The organism is Aeromonas sp. R10-2, from assembly GCF_040908445.1.
Lineage (GTDB): Bacteria > Pseudomonadota > Gammaproteobacteria > Enterobacterales > Aeromonadaceae > Aeromonas > Aeromonas veronii.
The window spans coordinates 45,410-65,121 of sequence record NZ_JBFODS010000006.1; the positions used below are offsets into that span (position 1 = coordinate 45,410).

The 19,712-nt window shown below is 58.5% G+C and carries 24 protein-coding genes, 5 tRNA genes and 2 pseudogenes; 10 read left to right on the forward strand and 21 right to left on the reverse strand.

Going from position 1 to position 19,712, the window contains the following annotated elements; translation table 11 throughout:
* Positions 1-52: 52 nt before the first annotated feature.
* Positions 53-1,888 carry a sigma 54-interacting transcriptional regulator gene (locus tag AB5Y97_RS00300; RefSeq protein WP_088868863.1) on the forward strand — a complete coding sequence of 612 codons (1,836 nt, stop codon included), beginning with the start codon at positions 53-55 and terminating at the stop codon, positions 1,886-1,888.
* Between the two features lie 170 nt (positions 1,889-2,058).
* Here AB5Y97_RS00300 and AB5Y97_RS00305 read toward each other — a convergent pair.
* The 7 genes from AB5Y97_RS00305 to AB5Y97_RS00335 form a co-directional block, all read right to left on the reverse strand.
* A tRNA-Val gene (locus AB5Y97_RS00305) sits at positions 2,059-2,135 on the reverse strand.
* Between the two features lie 38 nt (positions 2,136-2,173).
* Positions 2,174-2,250: transfer RNA gene (locus AB5Y97_RS00310), tRNA-Val, on the reverse strand.
* A 25-nt stretch (positions 2,251-2,275) separates the two neighbouring features.
* Positions 2,276-2,352: transfer RNA gene (locus AB5Y97_RS00315), tRNA-Val, on the reverse strand.
* A gap of 18 nt (positions 2,353-2,370) precedes the next feature.
* Positions 2,371-2,447, reverse strand: a tRNA-Val gene (locus AB5Y97_RS00320).
* Between the two features lie 12 nt (positions 2,448-2,459).
* A tRNA-Val gene (locus AB5Y97_RS00325) sits at positions 2,460-2,536 on the reverse strand.
* 159 nt (positions 2,537-2,695) lie between these two features.
* Positions 2,696-4,075, reverse strand: a complete 1,380-nt coding sequence (locus tag AB5Y97_RS00330; RefSeq protein ID WP_040069252.1) for an MATE family efflux transporter — start codon at positions 4,073-4,075, stop codon at positions 2,696-2,698.
* Between the two features lie 150 nt (positions 4,076-4,225).
* Positions 4,226-4,432 (reverse strand): YaeP family protein, encoded by a 207-nt coding sequence (locus AB5Y97_RS00335; RefSeq protein ID WP_005352334.1) that lies wholly within the window; start codon positions 4,430-4,432, stop codon positions 4,226-4,228.
* Between the two features lie 130 nt (positions 4,433-4,562).
* Here AB5Y97_RS00335 and AB5Y97_RS00340 point away from each other — a divergent pair, with 130 nt between their 5' ends.
* Together AB5Y97_RS00340 and AB5Y97_RS00345 are read left to right on the forward strand one after the other, a co-directional pair.
* Positions 4,563-5,465 carry a DMT family transporter gene (locus AB5Y97_RS00340; RefSeq protein ID WP_201946790.1) on the forward strand — a complete coding sequence of 301 codons (903 nt, stop codon included), beginning with the start codon at positions 4,563-4,565 and terminating at the stop codon, positions 5,463-5,465.
* 103 nt (positions 5,466-5,568) lie between these two features.
* A complete protein-coding gene (locus AB5Y97_RS00345) occupies positions 5,569-6,186 on the forward strand; it encodes a riboflavin synthase subunit alpha (RefSeq protein WP_201946951.1) in 618 nt (205 codons plus the stop codon).
* A 174-nt stretch (positions 6,187-6,360) separates the two neighbouring features.
* Here AB5Y97_RS00345 and AB5Y97_RS00350 read toward each other — a convergent pair whose 3' ends face one another.
* The 4 genes from AB5Y97_RS00350 to AB5Y97_RS00365 form a co-directional block, all read right to left on the reverse strand.
* Positions 6,361-6,564, reverse strand: coding sequence for a CPXCG motif-containing cysteine-rich protein (locus AB5Y97_RS00350; RefSeq protein WP_005336871.1), 204 nt, complete (start codon positions 6,562-6,564; stop codon positions 6,361-6,363).
* A gap of 273 nt (positions 6,565-6,837) precedes the next feature.
* Positions 6,838-7,497: a hexitol phosphatase HxpB gene (hxpB, locus tag AB5Y97_RS00355; RefSeq protein WP_201946788.1), complete on the reverse strand. Its 660-nt coding sequence runs from the start codon at positions 7,495-7,497 to the stop codon at positions 6,838-6,840.
* A 126-nt stretch (positions 7,498-7,623) separates the two neighbouring features.
* Positions 7,624-8,802: a formate-dependent phosphoribosylglycinamide formyltransferase gene (gene purT / locus AB5Y97_RS00360; protein WP_201946786.1), complete on the reverse strand. Its 1,179-nt coding sequence runs from the start codon at positions 8,800-8,802 to the stop codon at positions 7,624-7,626.
* Between the two features lie 85 nt (positions 8,803-8,887).
* Entirely contained in the window at positions 8,888-9,778 is an 891-nt protein-coding gene (locus tag AB5Y97_RS00365) for a DMT family transporter (protein WP_100653666.1), read from the reverse strand.
* Positions 9,779-10,004: 226 nt separating this feature from the next.
* On the opposite strand from AB5Y97_RS00365, the gene AB5Y97_RS00370 reads away from it, so the two are divergent.
* Positions 10,005-10,592: an FMN-dependent NADH-azoreductase gene (locus AB5Y97_RS00370; RefSeq protein WP_201946785.1), complete on the forward strand. Its 588-nt coding sequence runs from the start codon at positions 10,005-10,007 to the stop codon at positions 10,590-10,592.
* Positions 10,593-10,790: 198 nt separating this feature from the next.
* Here AB5Y97_RS00370 and AB5Y97_RS00375 read toward each other — a convergent pair whose 3' ends face one another.
* The 4 genes from AB5Y97_RS00375 to AB5Y97_RS00390 form a co-directional block, all read right to left on the reverse strand.
* Positions 10,791-10,970, reverse strand: a complete 180-nt coding sequence (locus AB5Y97_RS00375) for a hypothetical protein (RefSeq protein ID WP_019445847.1) — start codon at positions 10,968-10,970, stop codon at positions 10,791-10,793.
* Positions 10,971-11,133: 163 nt separating this feature from the next.
* Positions 11,134-11,322 carry a DUF4250 domain-containing protein gene (locus tag AB5Y97_RS00380; RefSeq protein ID WP_019445848.1) on the reverse strand — a complete coding sequence of 63 codons (189 nt, stop codon included), beginning with the start codon at positions 11,320-11,322 and terminating at the stop codon, positions 11,134-11,136.
* A 2-nt stretch (positions 11,323-11,324) separates the two neighbouring features.
* Positions 11,325-11,789 carry a MarR family winged helix-turn-helix transcriptional regulator gene (locus AB5Y97_RS00385; RefSeq protein WP_005336856.1) on the reverse strand — a complete coding sequence of 155 codons (465 nt, stop codon included), beginning with the start codon at positions 11,787-11,789 and terminating at the stop codon, positions 11,325-11,327.
* A 170-nt stretch (positions 11,790-11,959) separates the two neighbouring features.
* A complete protein-coding gene (locus tag AB5Y97_RS00390) occupies positions 11,960-13,174 on the reverse strand; it encodes a UPF0149 family protein (protein WP_201946783.1) in 1,215 nt (404 codons plus the stop codon).
* Positions 13,175-13,405: 231 nt separating this feature from the next.
* Here AB5Y97_RS00390 and AB5Y97_RS00395 point away from each other — a divergent pair, with 231 nt between their 5' ends.
* Together AB5Y97_RS00395 and AB5Y97_RS00400 are read left to right on the forward strand one after the other, a co-directional pair.
* Entirely contained in the window at positions 13,406-14,284 is an 879-nt protein-coding gene (locus tag AB5Y97_RS00395) for a S1 RNA-binding domain-containing protein (protein ID WP_234920562.1), read from the forward strand.
* A 1-nt stretch (position 14,285) separates the two neighbouring features.
* Positions 14,286-14,597 carry a DUF1289 domain-containing protein gene (locus tag AB5Y97_RS00400; RefSeq protein ID WP_100653668.1) on the forward strand — a complete coding sequence of 104 codons (312 nt, stop codon included), beginning with the start codon at positions 14,286-14,288 and terminating at the stop codon, positions 14,595-14,597.
* Between the two features lie 55 nt (positions 14,598-14,652).
* On the opposite strand, the gene AB5Y97_RS00405 is transcribed toward AB5Y97_RS00400, so the two are convergent.
* Complete coding sequence (locus AB5Y97_RS00405; protein WP_005336851.1) at positions 14,653-14,976, reverse strand: HI1450 family dsDNA-mimic protein; 324 nt, start codon at positions 14,974-14,976, stop codon at positions 14,653-14,655.
* 147 nt (positions 14,977-15,123) lie between these two features.
* On the opposite strand from AB5Y97_RS00405, the gene AB5Y97_RS00410 reads away from it, so the two are divergent.
* Positions 15,124-15,252, forward strand: coding sequence for a hypothetical protein (locus AB5Y97_RS00410; RefSeq protein WP_019445852.1), 129 nt, complete (start codon positions 15,124-15,126; stop codon positions 15,250-15,252).
* Between the two features lie 3 nt (positions 15,253-15,255).
* Here the strand turns inward: AB5Y97_RS00410 and mtgA are convergent, their stop codons facing one another.
* The 5 genes from mtgA to minC all read right to left on the reverse strand — a co-directional run bounded on the left by mtgA (position 15,256) and on the right by minC (position 18,375).
* Positions 15,256-15,969 carry a monofunctional biosynthetic peptidoglycan transglycosylase gene (mtgA, locus tag AB5Y97_RS00415; protein ID WP_368157030.1) on the reverse strand — a complete coding sequence of 238 codons (714 nt, stop codon included), beginning with the start codon at positions 15,967-15,969 and terminating at the stop codon, positions 15,256-15,258.
* Positions 15,970-16,031: 62 nt separating this feature from the next.
* Positions 16,032-16,358: an HI1450 family dsDNA-mimic protein gene (locus AB5Y97_RS00420; RefSeq protein WP_005352317.1), complete on the reverse strand. Its 327-nt coding sequence runs from the start codon at positions 16,356-16,358 to the stop codon at positions 16,032-16,034.
* Between the two features lie 197 nt (positions 16,359-16,555).
* On the reverse strand, positions 16,556-16,822 hold the full coding sequence (gene minE, locus AB5Y97_RS00425; protein WP_005336848.1) for a cell division topological specificity factor MinE: 267 nt from the start codon (positions 16,820-16,822) through the stop codon (positions 16,556-16,558).
* A gap of 2 nt (positions 16,823-16,824) precedes the next feature.
* Positions 16,825-17,637 carry a septum site-determining protein MinD gene (gene minD / locus AB5Y97_RS00430; protein WP_005336847.1) on the reverse strand — a complete coding sequence of 271 codons (813 nt, stop codon included), beginning with the start codon at positions 17,635-17,637 and terminating at the stop codon, positions 16,825-16,827.
* 18 nt (positions 17,638-17,655) lie between these two features.
* A complete protein-coding gene (gene minC, locus AB5Y97_RS00435) occupies positions 17,656-18,375 on the reverse strand; it encodes a septum site-determining protein MinC (protein ID WP_058056865.1) in 720 nt (239 codons plus the stop codon).
* A gap of 107 nt (positions 18,376-18,482) precedes the next feature.
* Between minC and AB5Y97_RS00440 the strand changes: the two genes are divergently transcribed.
* The 3 genes and pseudogenes from AB5Y97_RS00440 to AB5Y97_RS00450 all read left to right on the forward strand — a co-directional run.
* A complete protein-coding gene (locus AB5Y97_RS00440) occupies positions 18,483-18,761 on the forward strand; it encodes a YcgL domain-containing protein (protein ID WP_005360946.1) in 279 nt (92 codons plus the stop codon).
* A 411-nt stretch (positions 18,762-19,172) separates the two neighbouring features.
* Positions 19,173-19,509, forward strand: a pseudogene (locus AB5Y97_RS00445) (IS1-like element transposase); the annotation flags it as partial.
* Positions 19,510-19,560: 51 nt separating this feature from the next.
* A pseudogene (locus AB5Y97_RS00450) lies at positions 19,561-19,712 on the forward strand (IS3 family transposase); the annotation flags it as partial.

Sequence of the window (19,712 nt, forward strand, 5' to 3'; positions counted from 1 at the left end):
CCAGCATGACTCCCTTTAGGGGGAGGATAACAAGAACAAAAAGGAATGATGGATGAGATCCGTGAGCAACCAGTGTCTGTTGATGCAGATCCAGCCGACCATCTTGCGCTTTGCCAAGATGCTGGCGAGTGTGCTGCAGCTTGAGGTCGAGATTGTGGATGCCGATATGGTTCGGGTGGCTGGCACCGGGCCCTATGGCAAGTTCTTCGGACGTCAGCTGGAGGGCGACTCCCGCCTGCTGCGTTATGTGATTGATAACCAGCGGGAGAAGATCGTTACCCACACCAGCGATGATCCGGTGTGTGACGGTTGTACTTGCAAGGAGAGCTGCCGTGAGCGCGCCTTCCTCGGGGTGCCCATCATGGTGGACGAGCGCTGTATCGGGGTGATCAGTCTGGTGGCCTTCAGCGACGAGCAGCAGGCGCGCCTCAACAACAATCTGCAGGATGTGTGTGACTATGTGCGCCACATCTCCACTATCTTTGTGGCCAAGTTGCTCGATTCACGCGGGCTGTCGGACGGGGTCAACAAGGTGTTCCTCAATCTGATGACCAACATGGATCAGGGTTGCCTGCTGCTCGATGACAAGAGTCAACTGCTCTACGCCAACGAGGCGGCACTCCATCATCTGGGTTGCCAGCAGGAACAGCTGCAGGGGCGCGAAGTGGGGATCCGCCCGCTCACTTTCTCCCAACAGGGGCTGAGTGGTCATCTTCAGCACATCATCACCTTTGAAGGTCGTCAGGAGCTGATCATCGGCCAGCTACACCATGTGCAGGGCCAGCAACTCTTTCTGATGGCGTTTCACCAGTCCCATTCCGGTCAGGTGCAGGAGCCGGATCCGGATGTGCGGATCGATCAGCTGATCGGCGAGAGCAAGCCGATGCGCACCCTCAAACGACTGCTGCATCGCATCGCCCAGAGTCCCTCCAGCGTGCTGATTTGCGGCGAGAGCGGCACCGGTAAAGAGGTGGTGGCCCGCGCCGTCCATCGCCTGAGTCCGCGACAGGATAAGCCTTTCATCGCCATCAACTGTGCCGCCATTCCCGAACAACTGCTGGAGAGCGAGCTGTTTGGCTATGTGAAGGGCTCCTTTACCGGCGCTTCCAGCGGTGGCAAGCAGGGCCTGATTCAGGCGGCCCATCAGGGCACCCTGTTCCTTGACGAAATTGGCGACATGCCGCTTACCATGCAGGCCAAGCTGCTACGGGTGCTGGAGCTGCGGGAGGTGACCCCCATCGGAGCCAGCCGACCGGTGCCGGTGGATATTCGCATCATCGCCGCCACTCACCAGCATCTCGATCAATACATCGCCGAAGGGAAGTTTCGTGAAGATCTCTACTATCGCATCAACGTCATCCCCCTCAACCTGCCGCCGCTGCGGGAGCGGGAAGGGGACGTGGAGCTTCTGACCCACTACTTCCTCAACCTGCACACCAGCCGCATTGGCATCGTCTATCCCGGTTTGGCGCCCGAAGTGATGGCGTTGCTCAAGGGGTATCGCTGGCCGGGCAACGTGCGCGAGCTCAGCAACCTCATCGAATATCTGGTCAACGTCAGCCAGGCGGGCGAGGTAATTGACGCCAGCCTGCTGCCCCCCAACATCATCCGCAATCAGGAGCCCCATCGCGTGGCGGCCCAGTCGATCCCGGTGACCAATCTGGATGCGGCGTTCAATGTGCCTGCCACTGCTCCGCTCGCCGCCACGCCGGAGAAACTGCCTGAACCCGTCCCTGGTGAGAGCGGCCTTGAGAGCATGGAGAAACAGATGATAGAAGAGACCCTACAGCGGCTCGGCAACAAGAAACTGGCCGCACAGGCGCTGGGGATTGGGATTGCTACCCTCTATCGCAAGATAAAGAAGTACGAGATTGCCGTGCAGAGCTGAGGCGCTGGCGGCATCTATCCGGCCCGTGTCGTTTATCGGATGGCACGGGTTTTTTATGGGAACAAGGTTCTGCGCCATTGCCCAGTCGGTGATGAACAGATTGGCGGGGCAGGGGAGTGGCTGCATGGCAGAATGCAAAAAGCCCGCTCGATGAGCGGGCTTTTTTAATCTGGTGCGTCCTAGTGGATTCGAACCACCGACCCCCACCATGTCAAGGTGATGCTCTAACCAGCTGAGCTAAGGACGCAGGGTGCGCAATGCGACTTTTATTTCTTTATGCAGAAGTGGTGGGTTTAATTGGATTCGAACCAACGACCCCTACCATGTCAAGGTAGTGCTCTAACCAACTGAGCTATAAACCCACATCTGCATTTCTTTCAAACTGAATGGTGCGTCCTAGTGGATTCGAACCACCGACCCCCACCATGTCAAGGTGATGCTCTAACCAGCTGAGCTAAGGACGCATAATCAGTGTTCTGTAATGGTGCGTCCTAGTGGATTCGAACCACCGACCCCCACCATGTCAAGGTGGTGCTCTAACCAGCTGAGCTAAGGACGCATCACAGAAAAGTGGTGGGTTTAATTGGATTCGAACCAACGACCCCTACCATGTCAAGGTAGTGCTCTAACCAACTGAGCTATAAACCCACTTTCTCTTACTTCACTACGCCAGCGCTGCTGACGTGGTCGGCATACTACCCATGCCCCCCAAGGCTGTCAACAGGCCATATGCACAAAGGAGACTGTTTGCCCAGTTCTTGCGCAGCCTGTTGATTTTGCAGGCGAGTTGTCGCTCGCCAAGCCCTGTTACTGAGATCGCGACAGGGTAGTGCAGGCTTCCGGAGTGGCAAAACGGCCATAGATGTAGCGCAATCTCGCCCCCAGCATCAGGGCCGCGCTGGTGAGACCGACGATAAAGCCGATCCAGAAGCCCTGCGGCCCCATCCTCGGCACCAGCCAGTCGGTCAGACCCAGGATCATGCCGGTGGGCAGCCCCAGTCCCCAGTAGGCGACGATGGTGACGTAGAAGATCGCCTGGGTATCCTTGTAACCGCGTAGTGCGGCGGCCGCGACCACCTGCACCGAGTCGGAGATTTGATAGATGGCGGCGAAGAACAGCAAAATGGCCGCCAGGACGATCACCTGCTGATCATCGGTATAGATGGAGGCGATCTGCTCGCGCAGCAGTACCGTCATGGCGGCAGTGGCAGCAGCGATGGCCATCCCCAGCATCAAGCCGGTGCGAGCCGCCACCCGGGCGTGATGGGGTTGCCCTTCGCCGATGCTGTGACCGACCCGGATGGTGACACCCACCCCGATGGAGAGGGGCAGCATAAAGACCAGGCTGGAGAAGTTGAGCGCAATCTGGTGGCTCGCCACCGTTTCGGCGCCGAAGGGGGCCAGCATCAGGGCCACCACGGTAAACAGGGTCACCTCGCAGAAGATCGCCATGGCGATGGGGAACCCTAAGCGGAACAAGCGCCAGATCCGGCTGCCGTTGGGGCGAGCCAGCTGGGAGAAGAGCCGGATCTCGGTGAAGTGACGGGAGAGCTTCACATAGAGGATCATCGCCAGCAGCATGGCCCACAGCACGATGGCCGTGGCCACGCCACAGCCCACCCCGCCCAGTTTCGGCATGCCGAAGTGGCCGTGAATGAAGATGTAGTTGGCGGGAATATTGACCGCCAGCCCGACAAAGCCGATCACCATGGTAGGCATGGTGTGGGAGAGCCCCTCACTGAAGTTGCGCAGCACCTGGAACATCACGAAGGCGGGCAGGCCCCACAGGATGGCGTGCAGATAACCAGTGGTCTTGGCCGCCATCACCGGCTCCACATCCATGAACTGCAACGCCAGCGGGCTGTAATAAAGCGCAATCATCGCCAGCGGGGTGACGATCAGTGCCAGCCAGAAGCCCTGATGAACTGCCGGACGGATTGCCTCCCGTTTACGGGCGCCATTGAGCTGGGAGACGATGGGGGTGAGCGCCATGATGATCCCCTGCACCAGCAGGATCACCGGTAGCCAGAAGCTGGACGCCACCGACACGGCGGCCAGATCGACCGCACTCACCTGTCCCGCCATCACGGTATCGACGAAGTTCATGGCGACCTGGGCCACCTGGGCGACCAGAATGGGGCTGGCTAGACGGACGAGCTGCTTCGCCTCGGACCAATAACGTTGCAATGACACCTCCGAGTGGATCAGATAAGAGTAAAAAAGAGCGGAAATCGGGAAGAGCCTTTGCACTTTCGGACGAAAGTGCAAAGGGTGGGGGAGGCATTCTAGCCTGAAATTCAGCCAGGACGAAATAGTTGCCGCCCCGGGGGGGCAGGATCAGGCGTCTTCGTGATCGCTGATCAGCAGGTTGGCAGCGGCATAGGCTGCCTGTTCGCGCAGCTCGGCGGGCACCCGCTCATCGGCGGCGACCGCGTTGAGGGCGCGGATAGTGGCGGCGATGGCCTTCGGCACATAGCCCTGCTCACCGGATCCAATCTGGTTATAGGCGATACGGATCGCTTCACAGCACTCATAAACCATCATGATTTGCTTCCTTGAAAGTAAAAAGGCGAGCAAATATAGCGGTTTTGCTCCCATTTTGTCAGTCTCGCGGTTGTAATTTGCGGCAAGCCCGTTAGTTTGGTTGCCCCCTTTTCCTGTTTCGGCCTCTTTGATGCTGTTCTCTTCGCGCAACTCACTGGCGATCTTTCTGACGCTGTTTGCACTTCTCGCCCTGACGCTTAAGGATGGCGCGGACAAATATCTGGTACTCCATGGCTACTCCGTGATGGAGATGGTCTGGTTTCGCTTCTTTGTTCCTTTCCTCGGTCTGCTGCTGTTGTTGCCAAGGCGCACCATGTCGGCGCTGCTGGCGGTGGATCGCTGGCTATTGTTGCGCTCGCTGCTGTTTCTGGTCTGTGCGCTGGTCTCGGTGATTGCGCTGGCCCATGTACCGCTCAACGTCTACACCATCATTTGCCAGCTTGGTTCGCTGGCCTTCGTGGTGGCGGGTGTGATCTTTTTCAGGGAGCGTCTGACCCGGACCAAGGTGGCGGCCGTGCTGTTGGGGTTGTTTGGCGTGCTGGTGGTGACCCATCCCGACGGGGGCGACGCGAACCTCTACTATCTGCTGCCACTGGTCATTGTACTGGCCAACACCGGCTACAACCTCATCACCAAGCTGGTGGATCCACGTTTGACCACCCTCGATATCCTAATCGTCACCTGCTTCATGCTGGGGATGGTGGCAATGGTCGCACTCTGCTGGCAGCCTGCACTGTGGCGCAACCCTGGGCTTGCCGACTGGCCCTATCTGCTGGCGCTACCGGTGGTGACCCTGCTCTCCCAATATTGCCTTATCAAGGCGATGCAGTATGCGCAGGCCTCTACTCTGGCGCCCTTCTTCTATTTCCAGATCTTTTTTTCTACCCTCTGCGGCTATCTGATGTTTGGTGAAATGCCGACCCTCAGTAGTATGGCGGGGTGTCTACTCATCGTGCTGGCTGGCATAGTGGTCATCCATTCCCAGCGCCGGGCTCGTGTGCTGGCGCGGTCTGAGGCGGCGGAGCAGGTGTGACAGTTTGTACGAAACGAATTGTGTAAAAAACGGATTATGTAAAAGAAGCGGCCACAGGCCGCGATAAAAAACAGAGCGTGTTACCAGAAACAAAGAGGTGATGATGTTTACCGGAATTGTGCAAGGTGTGGCCGAACTGGTCGCCATCGAAGAGAGTGCTTCATTTCGTACCCACGTGATCCGCATGCCAAGCTCGGCGTGGGGGGAAGGGCTGGCCCTCGGCGCCTCGGTCGCTCACAACGGCTGCTGCCTGACCGTTACCCGGGTAGAGGGTGAGCTGGTCAGCTTCGATCTGATGCAGGAGACCCTGCGTCTCACCAACCTCGGCCTGTTGCAGGTGGGGGACAAGGTCAATGTGGAGCGGGCTGCCCGCTTTGGTGACGAGATCGGCGGTCATGCCATGTCTGGCCATATCATCGGCATGGCAGAGGTTACCTCGGTGATCGACACACCCAACAACCGTCAGGTGTGGTATCGCCTTGCTCCCGAGCTGATGAAATATGTGCTGACCAAGGGATACATCGGCATCGACGGCATCAGTCTGACCATAGGTGAGGTGCGCGAGCGGGAGTTTTGCGTCCACCTGATCCCCGAGACCCTGGCCCGCACCAACCTGGGTTGGGTCAAGGCTGGCTGGCAGACCAATATCGAGATCGATCCCCAGACTCAGGCCATCGTCGATACGGTGGAGCGGGTACTGGCGGCACGCGGGGGTAACTGAAAGGAAACGGCTCGGTGTCAATCGCCTCATAAGCAAGGGCCTGCAGTGTGCAGGCCCTTGTTATTTACATGGTGAAAATATCCACTCAACTTTCTATGGCTCGCAGGCACAACATCTGCTCAGCTCTTTGCGACTTGCAGGCAAAACAGCTGCTCGGCCTTTTGTGACTCGCAATCAAAACAGTTGCTCGTCGTCGGCATCCACAAAGAGTTGCAGGCAGTCGCGGGCTTCGTCGCGGTGAAGCCGCAGGTGGATCGGATTGCAACAGGCCATGCAATCTTCGTAAAACTCCTGATCACCCTGGCTGGCATCCAGCTCGACCCGGGTATGGTGGCCACAGTGAGGGCAGACGATGCGCTTGCTGGTGTACTCGATCATGATAACCTCCTCGGGCCCTGGGGCCGCCTATCTACCCTGATTCTAGTCGGGCTGCAGGGGGTTAACCGCGAGCAAACGCACGTTTATGACAGAGATCAAGCCTGATGGATGGCAAGGTGCAACCGGCTGGACTGGTCGTGTGCGAGAGGAACAACCTGGTTGTGAATGACAGGTAAAAAGAGGGGGGGGGCCAACGGTTTTGTCTGGTAATAACAGGGGGCTGGAGCCCCCTGCGGATATGAGAACGCGAGCGCAGCAAGGCGCCGATAGGCGCTACTTGACCCAGCTGGCCAGGGTGTCAGCATTGAGCTCGGCCAGCGAGCCGAGCTGGTAGTTGGCGATGGCCAAACGTGGATCACCCACTAAAGCGGGATCCGGCACGATCAGCGCAGTCATGGAGGCCGCCTTGGCCGCCAGCAGGCCGGTAAAGCTATCTTCGATGGCCAGACAATGAACCGGCTCTACCCCCAGCTTTTCGGCGGCGTGGATGTAGACATCCGGGTGCGGTTTGCCGAAACGCTCTACTTCAGCGGAGTGAACCGCGATAAAGCGATCGCGAATGCCAAGTTTGCCGAGCACCGCTTCTACCATCGCAAAGGGGGAGGAGGTGGCCAGACCCACTTTCAGCCCGCGGGCTTCGATAAGGTCGAGCGCCTCCAGCACACCGGCTTTGGCCTGACCTTCGGAGAGGATCAGTGCGTTGACCCGATCCAGAATGCGCTGTACCACCTCTTCCTGAGTTGGGCCGCTCCACGGGCGCAGGCGATACCAGTGGGCAACCAGCTGATCTATGCGCACGCCGATGGTCGACTCACAATCTTCGACGGTATGGGGGTGACCCAGTTCGGAGAAAACGGCGATTTGGGCCCGTTGCCAAAAGGGTTCCGAGTCGATCAGAACACCATCCATATCGAAGATCACGGCAGCTAACATCTTGTACTCCTGACAAATTTGAAGAGGGGATTATAAGCCTGACGAGGAAATGCAAAAGGGGCATTGCCATGCCCCTTGCGCCCGATCACATCGGCAAACGTTTGTTTTGCTGTGGCAAAAAAGCCCTTAGAACAGCACATCGACCTTGGCGGCCACGGCTTTGGCTTTCTCTACCGCATCCTGGCAATCCGCTGCGCGTGCCAGCGCCACGCCAAGACGGCGGCGACCGGCGCTCTCCGGTTTGCCAAACAGCCGCAGCTGGGCGCCCGGCACCAGCGCCAATGCCTCACCAATTCCCTGATAGCGGATATCCTGGCTGTGCCCTTCGCGCAGTACCACGGCAGAGGCACTCGGCCCGTACTGGGTGATGGTGCCGACCGGCAGCCCCAGAATGGCGCGTACGTGCAGGGCGAACTCGGAGAGATCCTGAGAGATCAGGGTCACCATGCCGGTATCGTGGGGACGCGGCGAGACTTCGCTAAACCACACGTCATCCCCCTTGATGAAGAGTTCGACCCCGAACAGGCCGTAACCACCGAGCGCCTCGACCACCTTGGCCGCTACCTCTTTGGATCGGGCCAGCGCCAGTTCACTCATCATCTGCGGCTGCCAGGATTCGCGGTAGTCGCCATCTTCCTGCCGGTGGCCGATCGGCTCGCAGAAGTGAATGCCATCGACGGCGCGTACCGTGAGCAGGGTGATTTCGTACTCGAAGGGAACGAAGCCCTCGACGATCACCTTGCCACGGCCGGCGCGGCCACCCTCCTGGGCGTAGGTCCAGCTCTCATCCAGCTTGGCGAGATCGCGCAGTACGCTCTGCCCCTTGCCGGACGAGCTCATCACAGGTTTCACCACGCAGGGCAGGCCGATAGCCTCGACTGCGGCGACAAACTCCTCTTTGCTTTGGGCAAAACGGTAGGGTGAGGTGGGCAGACTCAGGGTCTCGGCGGCGAGACGGCGGATCCCTTCCCGGTTCATGGTGAGCTGGGTAGCGCGGGCGTTGGGCACTACCTTGACCCCCTCCTGCTCAAGGGCTGCCAGCGTATCGGTGGCGATGGCCTCGATCTCGGGGATGATGAGGTCGGGTTTAACCTCGGCGACCAGCTCGCGCAGGGCGTTGCCATCGAGCATATCCAGCACGTGGGCTTTGTGCGCCACCTGCATGGCGGGGGCATTGGGGTAGCGGTCGGCGGCGATCACTTCGATCCCAAACCGTTGCAACTCGATGGCGACCTCCTTGCCAAGTTCGCCGGAGCCCAGCAGCAGGGCACGGGTGGCGCCGGGGCGGGTTGCGGTTCCAAACATACGATCTCTCCTGATGTCGATGGTCATTGTTGATGATCGCTATCGCACGAATAGCGGACAAAAAAAGAGGCACGCATGGCGTACCTCAGGAAACGGGTTTGTGAGCGCGCTGCTCCAGATGGGTCAGCAAGGTAATGGCGCCAATGATGATGGCGGCGCCAAGCCACAGACGGCCGGGGGGGGCCCAGCCAAATACCAGCCAGCCCGCCAGCACGTTCATCGGTAGCTTGGCAAAATCGAAAGGTTGTACGAAGGAGGCCTCCGCCACGCTGTAAGCGCGCGCGATGGACATCTGGGCCAGCGCCGTCAGCACGCCGGAAGCGGCTACCAGCAGCCACTGGCTCTCGCTCGGCCACTGCCACTCCGGCAGGGCCAGCATGACGTTGAACGGGGTACTGAAGATAAGCAGATACACCACTATGGTGTGGGATGATTCGTTGGCCGCCTGATAGCGCACCATCAGGGAGTAACCTGCCCAGAACAGCGCCGCCGCCACCGGCAGCAGGGAGGCCCAGTTGAACTCGTCAGTCCAGGGGGCGAGGATCAGCATGGCGCCGGCAAAGCCCGCCAGGGTGGCCAGAATGCGGGCACGGCTCACCTGCTCCTTGAGCAGCAGCGCGGAACCCAGGGTGGCAAACAGCGGCGAGGTCATCAGCAGGGCGATCCCCTGCCAGATGGGGACGGGGTACGCCAGCGCCCAGAGCCAGAGCTGGATGCCGATCACTGCCAGCAATACCCGCAACAGGTGTAACCGGAACTGATTGGTCATCAGGGATTGGCGCAAGCCATGGCGAACCAGCCAGGGCAGCAGGCAGATCAGGGCGATCAGGTATTGATGAAAAGCGACCTGGGTCGATGGGAGGCCGAGTTTGAAGCTAACATACTGGCTCAGGCTGTTGACGGCGGCGAAGCAGAGTCCTGCCACCATCATCCAGACTGCACCGGCCAAAGGAGAGTGCCTGCGCGAGGGTATCATGGGATCCGGGTCGCTGGAAAAAAGTGCGGCGGATCATAACGGCAATCGTTTGTTCTGCCAAGGGTTGAAGCGCGGCCGCAGGGTTGGCTGGCGAGGAAGTGGCCTTGCATCAAAAAATTTGAACAAGTTGAGCATCTATTTTCGCTATCAGCAAATAAGCACAATGTTTAGAGTGACCTCCATCGACAGCAAGGCTGTTCAACCGACAACCAAATGGAGTTTCACCATGGCCAATATCCTCGTACTCAAATCCAGCATCCTGGGTCAATATTCCCAATCCAACGCCCTGATCGACGGCTTCCTGGTTGACCATCAGGATGATGTCGTCACCGTGCGTGATCTGGCAGCACTCAACCTGCCGGTGCTGGATGGCGAGCTGGCCTCCGGCCTGCGCGGTGGTGATAACCTGAGCGAGCGTCAGTTGGCGGTGATCGCCCAGTCCGACGAGCTGATCGCCGAACTCAAAGCGAGCGACTTGGTGGTGATTGCGGCCCCCATGTACAACTTCAACATCCCGACCCAGCTGAAAAACTGGATCGATCTGGTGGCTCGCGCTGGCGTCACCTTCCGCTATACCGAGACCGGTCCGGTCGGTATGGTTGAAAATACCCGTGCGCTGGTGATCAGCCCTCGTGGCGGCATGCACGTTGGCAGTGCCACCGATCTGGTCACTCCCTACATGCGTACCGTGCTCGGTTTCATCGGTATCAAAGAGGTGGATTTCATCTACGCCGAGGGGATGGGGATGGGCCCGGATGCCCAGAGCAAGGGGATGGAAGCGGCCAAAGCGCAGCTTGAGGCTCTGGCTATCTAAGGGTTCTCTCTATAAGGGCTCTTTATCCCGTCAGGGGTTATCTCTTCAAGGGGTTGCCCGCCAGATACCACAACGCAGCCATCAGGCTGCGTTTGTTTTTTGGCTTGGTGTGATTGCGACAGACGTTATTGCGACAAGACCATAATGTTACAGTGAGTATCGCGGCAAGTGGTCGGTATAGACGTTCTGGCGGAGTCACTACTCCATCATAAAGCGGCGACAACCACGCACCAGCAGCAATGCCACCGTGACCAGCAGGCCAAGCAAGAGGGTGGTCAGCCACTGTTCGGTACTTTGCGGCATGTGGGGCGTGAAGAGGCTGATCATCAACAGGGTACAGAGCGTGATCAACAGGCTCTGTCGGGTCATCAATATCATGGGGTCATCCTTGGTTTGCTCACCTGAAACGATGTTAATGCCCTCTTGTGACAGGGTGATGTATCCGTGCATCACCCTGTTGGGGCTCTTCAGACCATATCAGGTTTTTACCGCAGAGCCAGCGCCATCACTGGCGCTGTGATCCCGATCCCGCTAGCTCTCTTTATCTGAACTGTTTCTGCGCTGGCTGGTAGTGAAAATCGCCGCTGGCGAGCCGCGCTTCCAGTGCTGCCTGATCGATCTCCTGCGCCTTGCAGAGATCATCCAGATCGTCATAGCGATCACGCAACTGCATATTGACGACGCTCAGCAGCATGTTGATGTCCATGGTGGCGAACTTTTTCAAATCCATGATTATTTCTCCCGATCCAGTGATTGCAACTGCTCGATGGCGGCGCTGACGCTGTGCAGATGCTGGCGGATCGCCTCGCGGGATTCGCTAGGCAAATAGTCTGTCAGGGTATGTTGCCAGCTGCCCGCTTCACTCTTGAGCTGCAGGAAGAGGGCGAGCCCGGCATTGGTGAGGGAGACCAGGCTGATGCGTTTATCCTGCTCGCTGCTCTCGGTAAAGATGATCCCTTTTTCGACCAGACGGCGGATCTCGCGGGAGATGCGCACCTTGTCCATGCCGCTCGCCTCGACCAGCTCTTTCTGGCTGATGGGGTAGTTGGGGCCGAGCACCATCATCAGGCGCCATTGCGGCACGGTCAGCTGGTAACGCTGTTCATAAAACTGTTCGAAGGTATCCCGTAGCATCTCGGCGGCATGTACCAACTGATAGGGCGGGTAGTGAGCGAGTAACGCTATGATTTTTGACATATTACACCCTGCTGTGACGGCTGCATCAGATGCAGTTTCTTTTGATACTTTGACATTGATGATACGAAACTCAAGCTGATTTGTCTGACCCGGTTGCGATGAAATGTGCGGTGGCGCACGCCCTCAAGGAAAAACCGGGTCTGACCGACGGGATTTTAAGCCAACGCTGTTCAGCCTTTACGCAACCAGATGAGGGCGTTCTGCTTGAGCCAGGCCTCGCGTGTGTGGATAGCGTAGAGCGCGGCCTCGTCGCGGCTGCCCGCTTGCCAGCTTTGTGGCTCCTGTTTGGGCAGCTTGCGCTGACCCAGCAGGCAGGCCGGAATGTGCGGGTTGGCCTCGATGGCGACCAGCAGATGGGGCTTGGCTGCCTCGGCACCCTCGGTAGCAAAGACCATCAGCGCCTTGTTGTAGAGCAACCAGCTGGAGGCTTCGTCGAAGCGCACCAGCAGGGCGGCCAGCGCCTGCCAATCCCCTTGCAGTGCATAGAGAGTGGAGAGGTTGTAGCGGCAACCCAGCTCATCGGCCATGCAGATTGTCAGCAGCGCCAGATACTCCGCTTTGGCCTCGCCCAGCTTGCCAAGGCGTAGCAGGCAGTCGGCGCGGCCGGCTCTGGCGGCCAGCAGAGGACGCAGCTCGGGGGCACTCCAGCCGTGGCCGGCGATTTGCTGCCAGAAGGCGTCGTTAAACAGCGGAGTGGCATCGGCGATGATCTTCTCGAACCAGCCGAGGCGGGCCTGATGATCGCGGCAGCTGTCGGCCAGCTCGAACCAGGTCTGCCACTGTTGGGCCTGCTCGCCATTGAGGGCCACATCAGCGCTGGGGGCGGCCTGATACTGGTCGAGGTTGAGCAACTGGTTGAGGGCGGTTTTCATATTCTGGCGCTGTCGTTTGCAGAACTCGACAAAGGGGAGTTCGCTGGCGGCTGCGCTATAGAGCATCTGGGCCATCTGCTTGTCGCGAAACAGGCTCAGCTCGGCGGCCAGACTGAAGCGGTACTGGGTGGTCGGGTCGTTCAAATCCTTCGGCTTGGGCCAGGTGGCAAAACCCATGCTGAAGCCATAACACCATTGACCGAGGGGGTGGCTCTGTTCGAACACCTGCTCGGGGTTATCGCTGGGCAGGCGGCATTGGCTCGGCAGGGCCAGCTGGGCGTCGTCGGCTTGGGATTCCAGCTCGGCGATCAGGTGGTTGAGGGCTTCTGCGCTTTTTTCATCCAACTCGGCATCCTGTTCCAGCAGACCAGCCAGCGGGCGTTGCCAGTCAGGGCTTTCCGGCCCCACCAGACGAGCACAGAGAAAACCGTGCAGGGCCGGGTAGGTCATGTCCTGATCGCTGTGGCTCTGGATCCATTGATTAAGATGGCGGGTACGAGTGGATGGGTTCATCGACAGTTCCTCTGGATTTGAACAGCCGCGAAGTCTACCTAAAAGTGGGGTTATTTGCAGCAAATGGCCGCCTGTTTGGCGATTTAATCACCATTGGCGGATAAGATAGGGGCGAAAGGGCGGCTCGTGGTGGCTTGGGGACTAGGCCGGATCACCGCTCTTGAGGTAACATGCGCGCCCATAGGGGCCATGATCAATTGGTCCATCCGGGTAATGAAAAAAGAGAGCACCATGATACAGATTGGCAAGATGAACACCCTCACCGTTGTTGAACTCGAAGATCGCGGCGCCTGGCTTGCGGCCGATGAGTACGGTGAACTGCTGCTGCCCAAGCGTCAACTGCCGGAAGGGGTGAAAGAGGAGGATAGCGTGCAGGTCTTCCTCTATCTGGATGCCGATTGCGAGCCGGTGATCACCACCGACAAGCCATTTGCCATGGTGGACGAATTTGCCGGTCTGAAAGTGGTCAATGCCAACAAGATTGGTGCTTTCCTCGACTGGGGCATGAAAAAGGATCTGTTTGTGCCGAGCCGCGAGCAGAACAAGCCGATGCAGGTGGGCCACGTTTATCTGGTGCGTCTGCAACTGGATAACGAAGGGCGCATGGTCGGCACCAGCCGCATCGAGCGTTTCCTGACCCCGGCCGGCAGCAACTTCAAGGTCGGTGACGAAGTGACCGCGCTGCCGGGAGAGCACTCGCCCCTTGGCATCAAGGTGATCGTCAACGGTCAGTATCCCGGCATGCTGTTCAAGAACGAGGTGTTTGGCCGGGTGATGACCGGTCGGCCGCAAACCGCCTGGGTCAAGCAGGTGCGCGAAGATGGCAAGCTCGATCTGACCCTGCAAAAGCCGGGTCTGGCGCGGGTTGATGACGCCGGTGAACGCATTCTGAGCCGGATGAAAAAGCAGGGCGGCAGTCTGGCGGTGGGTGACAAGAGCGAACCCGAGCTCATCTACAAGCTGTTCAGCATGAGCAAGGGCACCTTCAAGAAGGCGATCGGCGGCCTCTACAAGCAGGGCAAGATCGTCATCGAAGATAACGCCATTACCCTGACCGACGCCGGTGCCGCGCAGGTACAAGCAGGCGAGCAGGCGCAGGATAGCGAATAAGATGCCGAGTCCCTGTGTTGGTCTCTGCAAGGCGAAAGACGGGCTTTGCCTTGGTTGTGGCCGCACCCTGACCGAGATCGGCCACTGGTCGGCGATGGATAGCAAGGCCCAGCTGGCGGTGATGGCCGAGCTGGATGGCTCGAAAAGCACCCACCGCTGCCCGGGTTGTGGTGAACCGGCCTATTGCGCCGTCTCTGCCGGTCAGACCATTGCGCAGTGCTGGTGCAGTCAGTTGCCGGTACTGCCGATGCAGGAGGCCAGCGCTTGCTGGTGCCGCCGCTGTCTGGCCAAGGCCATCGCAGCGCAGGATTAGCAGAGAACAGCAATAAGAGTGCACAGAAACAAGAAAGGCGCCGATGGCGCCTTTTTTATGCCTGCTGCTGGCGATGCCAGCGCACATGCACTTGATCTTCGGTCAACAGACGGGGCAGCAGGAAGGTGGCGAAGATCACCTCAAACTCATCCTGATGATCCAGCAAACCGACCCACACTTCGACCCAGCGCTCCATATCGACCGGCTCACCCAGCTCGGTCGACCAGTCGGCATTGGGCAGGGTTGCCTCCACGGCGCCACGCTGCTCAAACTCCAGGGTGATGTCGACTATTTGTTCGGGGGCCAGCATATCGGCGGCCTGCTCAAGAAACTGATCATAGGCCCATTCGACCAGCTGATCCGGGGTACGCTGTTCCATGAAATCACTCCAGATACATCGAGGTTCGCTACTGTAACAATTATTGACTGTGGCGGCCAGACCAGTACGCCGGGCGTGGCTGGCCTGTCCAAGTTGCCGTTGGGGGAGTATGGTTAAGGCGCGGATCAGCTGGCAGGGAGTAAGGGAATGAAGCAGCGGGGACGGCGGCAACAGATCAAGCGACGGCGCGAGGCCTGGTGGTGGCACTATCTGCCGCTTCACCGCGAGACGGTGGGCGGTCATCTGGGCCCACCGGAGAAACCCGATGAGCCCTGAGGATCAGTCGGCCTGATGCACCCGATTGAGGGTGATCTGGCCCAGTTGCCCCATTTGGCGGCGGATCCAGACCGAGCGCTTCTGCACATAGGGTGAAGGGGGCTTGACCCGATAGCGCCACGGATTGGGCAGGGCGGCGGCCAGCAGGGATGACTCGTAGCGGGTCAAGCGGCTGGCCGGTTTGCCAAAATAGGTGCGGGCGGCGGCTTCGGCGCCATAGATGCCGGGGCCGAACTCCACGATATTGAGATAGACCTCGAGAATGCGGGCCTTGTCCCAACCCAGCTCCATCAGCAGGGTAAACCAGGCCTCCAGCCCCTTGCGCAGGAAGCTGCGATCACTCCACATAAAGAGGTTCTTGGCGGTCTGCTGGCTGAGGGTGCTGGCACCGCGCACCCGTTCACTGTGCTGGTTGTGCTTGAGTGCGGCGTTGATGGCATCCATGTCAAAGCCGTTGTGATCGGCAAAGCGCTGATCCTCGGCGGCGATCACCGCCAGTTGCAGCTCCTTGGAGATGGACTCCAGATCTACCCATTGATGGCGTACCTGGGTGATCTTGGCGGGCGGAAAGAGGGCCCGCTCGATACGCCAGCTCCACATCGGCGGATCAATAAAACGCAGCAAGGCGACCGAGCCGACCGAGCAGAGCAGCCCGGCCAGCGTGATCTTGCCTGCCCACCTCAACACCCGGCGCCCAAACGATGCAGATGGGCGCACGGGGGCCACGGCGTCAGGGTTAGACTCCCACTGATAGTGGCTGGGATCATCGGGATCCGGAATTATTGGGGCAGCCATTCGATGTGGCAGAACTTCTCGTCAACACGGCGGGAGAGCAGCATGCGGGCAAACAGGTGCTCATACTCTTGTTCTTCATTGCCAAGGCCGACCCAGATCTCGGCATAGTCGGTGTCGCTCACCGCAAAACCCACGTCCGCTTCCCAGTCATCGGCCGGATCGGTTTCGGCCAGCAGGCCGCGATCGTTGAACTCCTGATTGAAGCGGGCGATCTCCTGCTCCGGCAGGTTGTCAGAGGCCAGCTCCATAAAGAGTTCGAGGGCGGTATCGAGCAGTTCCTCGACGCTGTGCATTTCGTCATTCATAGACATAAGCGGTCTGTTCCAGAAAAGAGAAAAAGGTGCCATCGCAGATCACAGCCTGCGGGGCGGCGCTATTCTAGCGGTCGGCAGACCCCTTGGCGAGATGAGGCGAGCCGCTGTGGCCTGTTTTTGTGCCAATAAAAAACCGGATCCAGTGACAGGATCCGGTCTTCATTGGGGGAAGGGGTCACGCATAGGGCGTCAGCTCATCCCTTCTTGTCATCGGCGAAGGTGATGTTGAGCTCCAGTACCGACAGCTCATCACTCTTCTGATCCAGTTGGACGGTTATCTTCTCCGGATCAATGTTGACGTATTTGCGGATCACATCGAGGATGTCCTGCTTGAGCTGGGGCAGGTAATCCGGCCCCCCTCTGGATGAACGCTCGTGAGCAACAATGATCTGCAACCGCTCTTTGGCCAGTTGTGCGGTGTTCTGTTTCTTGTTGGAACGAAAATAATCCAATAATGACATGTTTAACTCCCGAACAGTCGGCTAAAGAAGCCCTTCTTCTCTTCTTCCAGAAAACGAAATTCCTTGGCATCGCCCAGCAGGCGGGACACCGCATCTTCGTAGGCCTGACCGGCATCGGACTCCTTGTCCAGAATGACCGGTTCGCCGGAGTTGGAGGCGCGCAGCACCGCCTGGGACTCCGGGATCACCCCGAGCAGCGGGATGGCCAGGATCTCCTGCACATCCTGCACGCTCAGCATGTCGCCGCGGTTGACGCGGGTCGGGCAGTAGCGGGTCAGCAGCAGGTGCTCCTTGATGGGGTCTTCGCCACGCTCGGCGCGACGGGACTTGGAGGCCAGGATGCCAAGGATGCGGTCGGAGTCACGCACGGAAGAGACTTCCGGGTTGGTGGTGACGATCGCTTCATCGGCAAAATAGAGCGCCATCAGCGCACCCGCCTCGATCCCCGCCGGGGAGTCGCAGACGATGTAATCGAACTTCATCTCCGCCAGTTGATCCAGGATCTTCTCGACCCCCTCACGGGTGAGGGCATCTTTGTCCCGGGTCTGGGAGGCGGGCAGGATAAACAGATTTTCCGAGCGTTTGTCCTTGATCAGCGCCTGATTGAGGTTTGCTTCCCCATTGATGACGTTGACGAAGTCATACACCACGCGCCGCTCGCAGCCCATGATGAGATCCAGGTTTCTCAGACCGATGTCAAAGTCAATGACCACTGTCTTGTGACCACGCTGGGCTAAGCCGGTGCTCAGGGCCGCACTGGTTGTGGTCTTGCCAACGCCACCTTTACCCGATGTAACGACTATGATTCGCGCCATTCTCGCTTCCTTGTAACTCTATTTGATACGGTCTATTCGGAGTTGTTCATTGTCCAGCCGGACGTGTACCGGTTGCTGGATCAGGCCTGCCGGCAATGCATCGCTCAGCTGGAATGTGCCCGCGATGGAGAGCAGCTCGGCCTGTAATTGCTGGCAATAGATCCGGGCCTGGGTGTTTCCCCGGGCACCGGCAATGGCTCTGCCACGCAGGGTGCCATAAATATGAATGCTGTCATCGGCGAGCACTTCGGCTCCCGGACTGACGGACCCCAGCACCACCAGCGAGGTGCCGGCGGCGTAAATCTGCTGGCCGGAACGAACCGGTCCCACATGTACCTTGCTCGGGATCAAGGGGGCGGGTTCGGGCTCGGGAACTACCACAGGCGCGGCTGGCGCGGGGGCAGGCTCGGGTTCCGGTTCGCTCTTGCGACTCTTGCCCGAGGCCATCACGGCCAGTCCCACCGCCTTGGCGGCCGTCTTCATCTCTTCACTGCGCGCACCCGTGATGCCGACCAGCACAAACTCTTCGGACTCCACCAGCTCCTTGAGCTGTTCGAAATCGGGAATATGTTCCAGTCGGGAAACATTGATCACCAGCGGTGCGCAATTAAAAAAGTAGGGTGCCTGGGCCACTTTTTCGGCCAACAACTGACGGATCCGCTCAGGCTCGCCATCGCTGATATGCAACACAGAAATAGTGAAGGTGGTCCCTTTCAATTCGTTATCGCGCTCAACCATGAATCTTCCCCGAGGCAGAGATGCTAATCCGTTATTGTTATTCAATTCCTGATGTTATAGTTTGCCCCCATCAGAGGCAATAAACTCGTCGGATTATATCAATTTCCATGTTGTGTGCAGTCTATAAAAGTCGCAAAAAAGCCGAGACCTACCTTTTTGTTGAAAAAAGAGAGGATTTCTCACGCGTTCCCGAGCCACTGCTGAGTGCATTCGGGCGTCCCGAGCTGGTGCTGATGACCAAGCTGGATCCGGCCAAGCCCTTGGGGCTGGCTGATGTCGGCAAGGTGATGGCCGCGCTGACCAACCAGGGGTTCTACCTGCAGGTGCCGCCGCCTCCCGAGAATTTGCTGGAGCAGCACAAGGCCAGCCTGAAAAAACCATCCTGAATATCCAGCCCCGTGGTGCGTTCTGCCCAGCGGGGCTAATTCTTTGTGACTCTGCATGACGCATTCCGGCCCCGGTGAGGTGGCCTGCGATAATCCCGTGACAGGATCTGGCCAAATTAACTCCCCCCTTTGGTGATATTCACTTTTCGCTGTTTAAATAGAAAGTCAATCTGCTCCCAACACCATATCGTCAACCTTTGCTGGCGCTCACAAAAATAGCGAGTAGCGCGCACTCATATCCTCCATTCCAACGGCTATTGGCCCATTCATCGATTATTTTCAGCCTCTTCCTTGGGCGCTTTTTTGGCCTCCACTGCGCGATGAGTTATCCATCAAATGGGGCGCAAAGAGGGCGGTGATAACTGTGCTAGGTGATGCATCCGATCGGTTGAGTTGATATGGTGAACTCTTTTGAGACCGACAGCTTCATGGCATCCATCACCGTTTACTGTCCTCGTTGCAACTCTGACCACGTATATCGTCATGGGAAGACCCCTGCTGGCCATGTTCGCTATCGTTGCCCCGCCTGTCCGCACGTGTTTCAGCTCACCTATACCTATGAAGCCCGCAAGCCTGGTGTCAAAGACAAGATTGTTGATATGGCGTTCAACGGCTCAGGTGTTCGTGATACTGCTCGCGTCCTCAAGATTGGCATCAACACCGTCATACGCACCCTAAAAAACTCACCCCAAGGCAAGTAACCTCCGAAAAGGTGGTACTCGATGACGTGGCGCTTATCTGTGAACTGTCCCGTCCTGAATATGGTTTACACCTTTCCCCCCAATAAATGGAGAATCCGATGGGACAAGGTGTGAAACGAACACAGCGCGATTACTCGCTGACTTTTAAACTGGCGCTGGTCGAGCAGATTGAAAAAGGCGAGCTCACCTACAAACAGGCTCAGGTGCGTTATGGCATTCAGGGCCGCTCCACCGTTCTGGTATGGTTGCG

Excerpts from the sequence above, each read along its gene's own strand:
- AB5Y97_RS00385 (WP_005336856.1), bottom strand. The coding sequence starts at position 11,789 with ATGTCAAAAATCATAGCGTTACTCGCTCACTACCCGCCCTATCAGTTG.
- AB5Y97_RS00395 (WP_234920562.1), top strand. The coding sequence starts at position 13,406 with ATGATACAGATTGGCAAGATGAACACCCTCACCGTTGTTGAACTCGAA.
- AB5Y97_RS00335 (WP_005352334.1), bottom strand. The coding sequence starts at position 4,432 with ATGATGGTTTATGAGTGCTGTGAAGCGATCCGTATCGCCTATAACCAG.
- AB5Y97_RS00365 (WP_100653666.1), bottom strand. The coding sequence starts at position 9,778 with ATGATACCCTCGCGCAGGCACTCTCCTTTGGCCGGTGCAGTCTGGATG.
- AB5Y97_RS00390 (WP_201946783.1), bottom strand. The coding sequence starts at position 13,174 with ATGAACCCATCCACTCGTACCCGCCATCTTAATCAATGGATCCAGAGC.
- AB5Y97_RS00420 (WP_005352317.1), bottom strand. The coding sequence starts at position 16,358 with ATGTCTATGAATGACGAAATGCACAGCGTCGAGGAACTGCTCGATACC.
- AB5Y97_RS00370 (WP_201946785.1), top strand. The coding sequence starts at position 10,005 with ATGGCCAATATCCTCGTACTCAAATCCAGCATCCTGGGTCAATATTCC.
- hxpB (WP_201946788.1), bottom strand. The coding sequence starts at position 7,497 with ATGTTAGCTGCCGTGATCTTCGATATGGATGGTGTTCTGATCGACTCG.
- AB5Y97_RS00380 (WP_019445848.1), bottom strand. The coding sequence starts at position 11,322 with ATGGATTTGAAAAAGTTCGCCACCATGGACATCAACATGCTGCTGAGC.
- AB5Y97_RS00400 (WP_100653668.1), top strand. The coding sequence starts at position 14,286 with ATGCCGAGTCCCTGTGTTGGTCTCTGCAAGGCGAAAGACGGGCTTTGC.
- AB5Y97_RS00300 (WP_088868863.1), top strand. The coding sequence starts at position 53 with ATGAGATCCGTGAGCAACCAGTGTCTGTTGATGCAGATCCAGCCGACC.
- minC (WP_058056865.1), bottom strand. The coding sequence starts at position 18,375 with ATGGTTGAGCGCGATAACGAATTGAAAGGGACCACCTTCACTATTTCT.
- AB5Y97_RS00410 (WP_019445852.1), top strand. The coding sequence starts at position 15,124 with ATGAAGCAGCGGGGACGGCGGCAACAGATCAAGCGACGGCGCGAGGCC.
- AB5Y97_RS00350 (WP_005336871.1), bottom strand. The coding sequence starts at position 6,564 with ATGATCGAGTACACCAGCAAGCGCATCGTCTGCCCTCACTGTGGCCAC.
- AB5Y97_RS00345 (WP_201946951.1), top strand. The coding sequence starts at position 5,569 with ATGTTTACCGGAATTGTGCAAGGTGTGGCCGAACTGGTCGCCATCGAA.
- AB5Y97_RS00375 (WP_019445847.1), bottom strand. The coding sequence starts at position 10,970 with ATGATATTGATGACCCGACAGAGCCTGTTGATCACGCTCTGTACCCTG.
- minE (WP_005336848.1), bottom strand. The coding sequence starts at position 16,822 with ATGTCATTATTGGATTATTTTCGTTCCAACAAGAAACAGAACACCGCA.
- minD (WP_005336847.1), bottom strand. The coding sequence starts at position 17,637 with ATGGCGCGAATCATAGTCGTTACATCGGGTAAAGGTGGCGTTGGCAAG.
- AB5Y97_RS00405 (WP_005336851.1), bottom strand. The coding sequence starts at position 14,976 with ATGGAACAGCGTACCCCGGATCAGCTGGTCGAATGGGCCTATGATCAG.
- AB5Y97_RS00340 (WP_201946790.1), top strand. The coding sequence starts at position 4,563 with ATGCTGTTCTCTTCGCGCAACTCACTGGCGATCTTTCTGACGCTGTTT.
- AB5Y97_RS00440 (WP_005360946.1), top strand. The coding sequence starts at position 18,483 with ATGTTGTGTGCAGTCTATAAAAGTCGCAAAAAAGCCGAGACCTACCTT.
- purT (WP_201946786.1), bottom strand. The coding sequence starts at position 8,802 with ATGTTTGGAACCGCAACCCGCCCCGGCGCCACCCGTGCCCTGCTGCTG.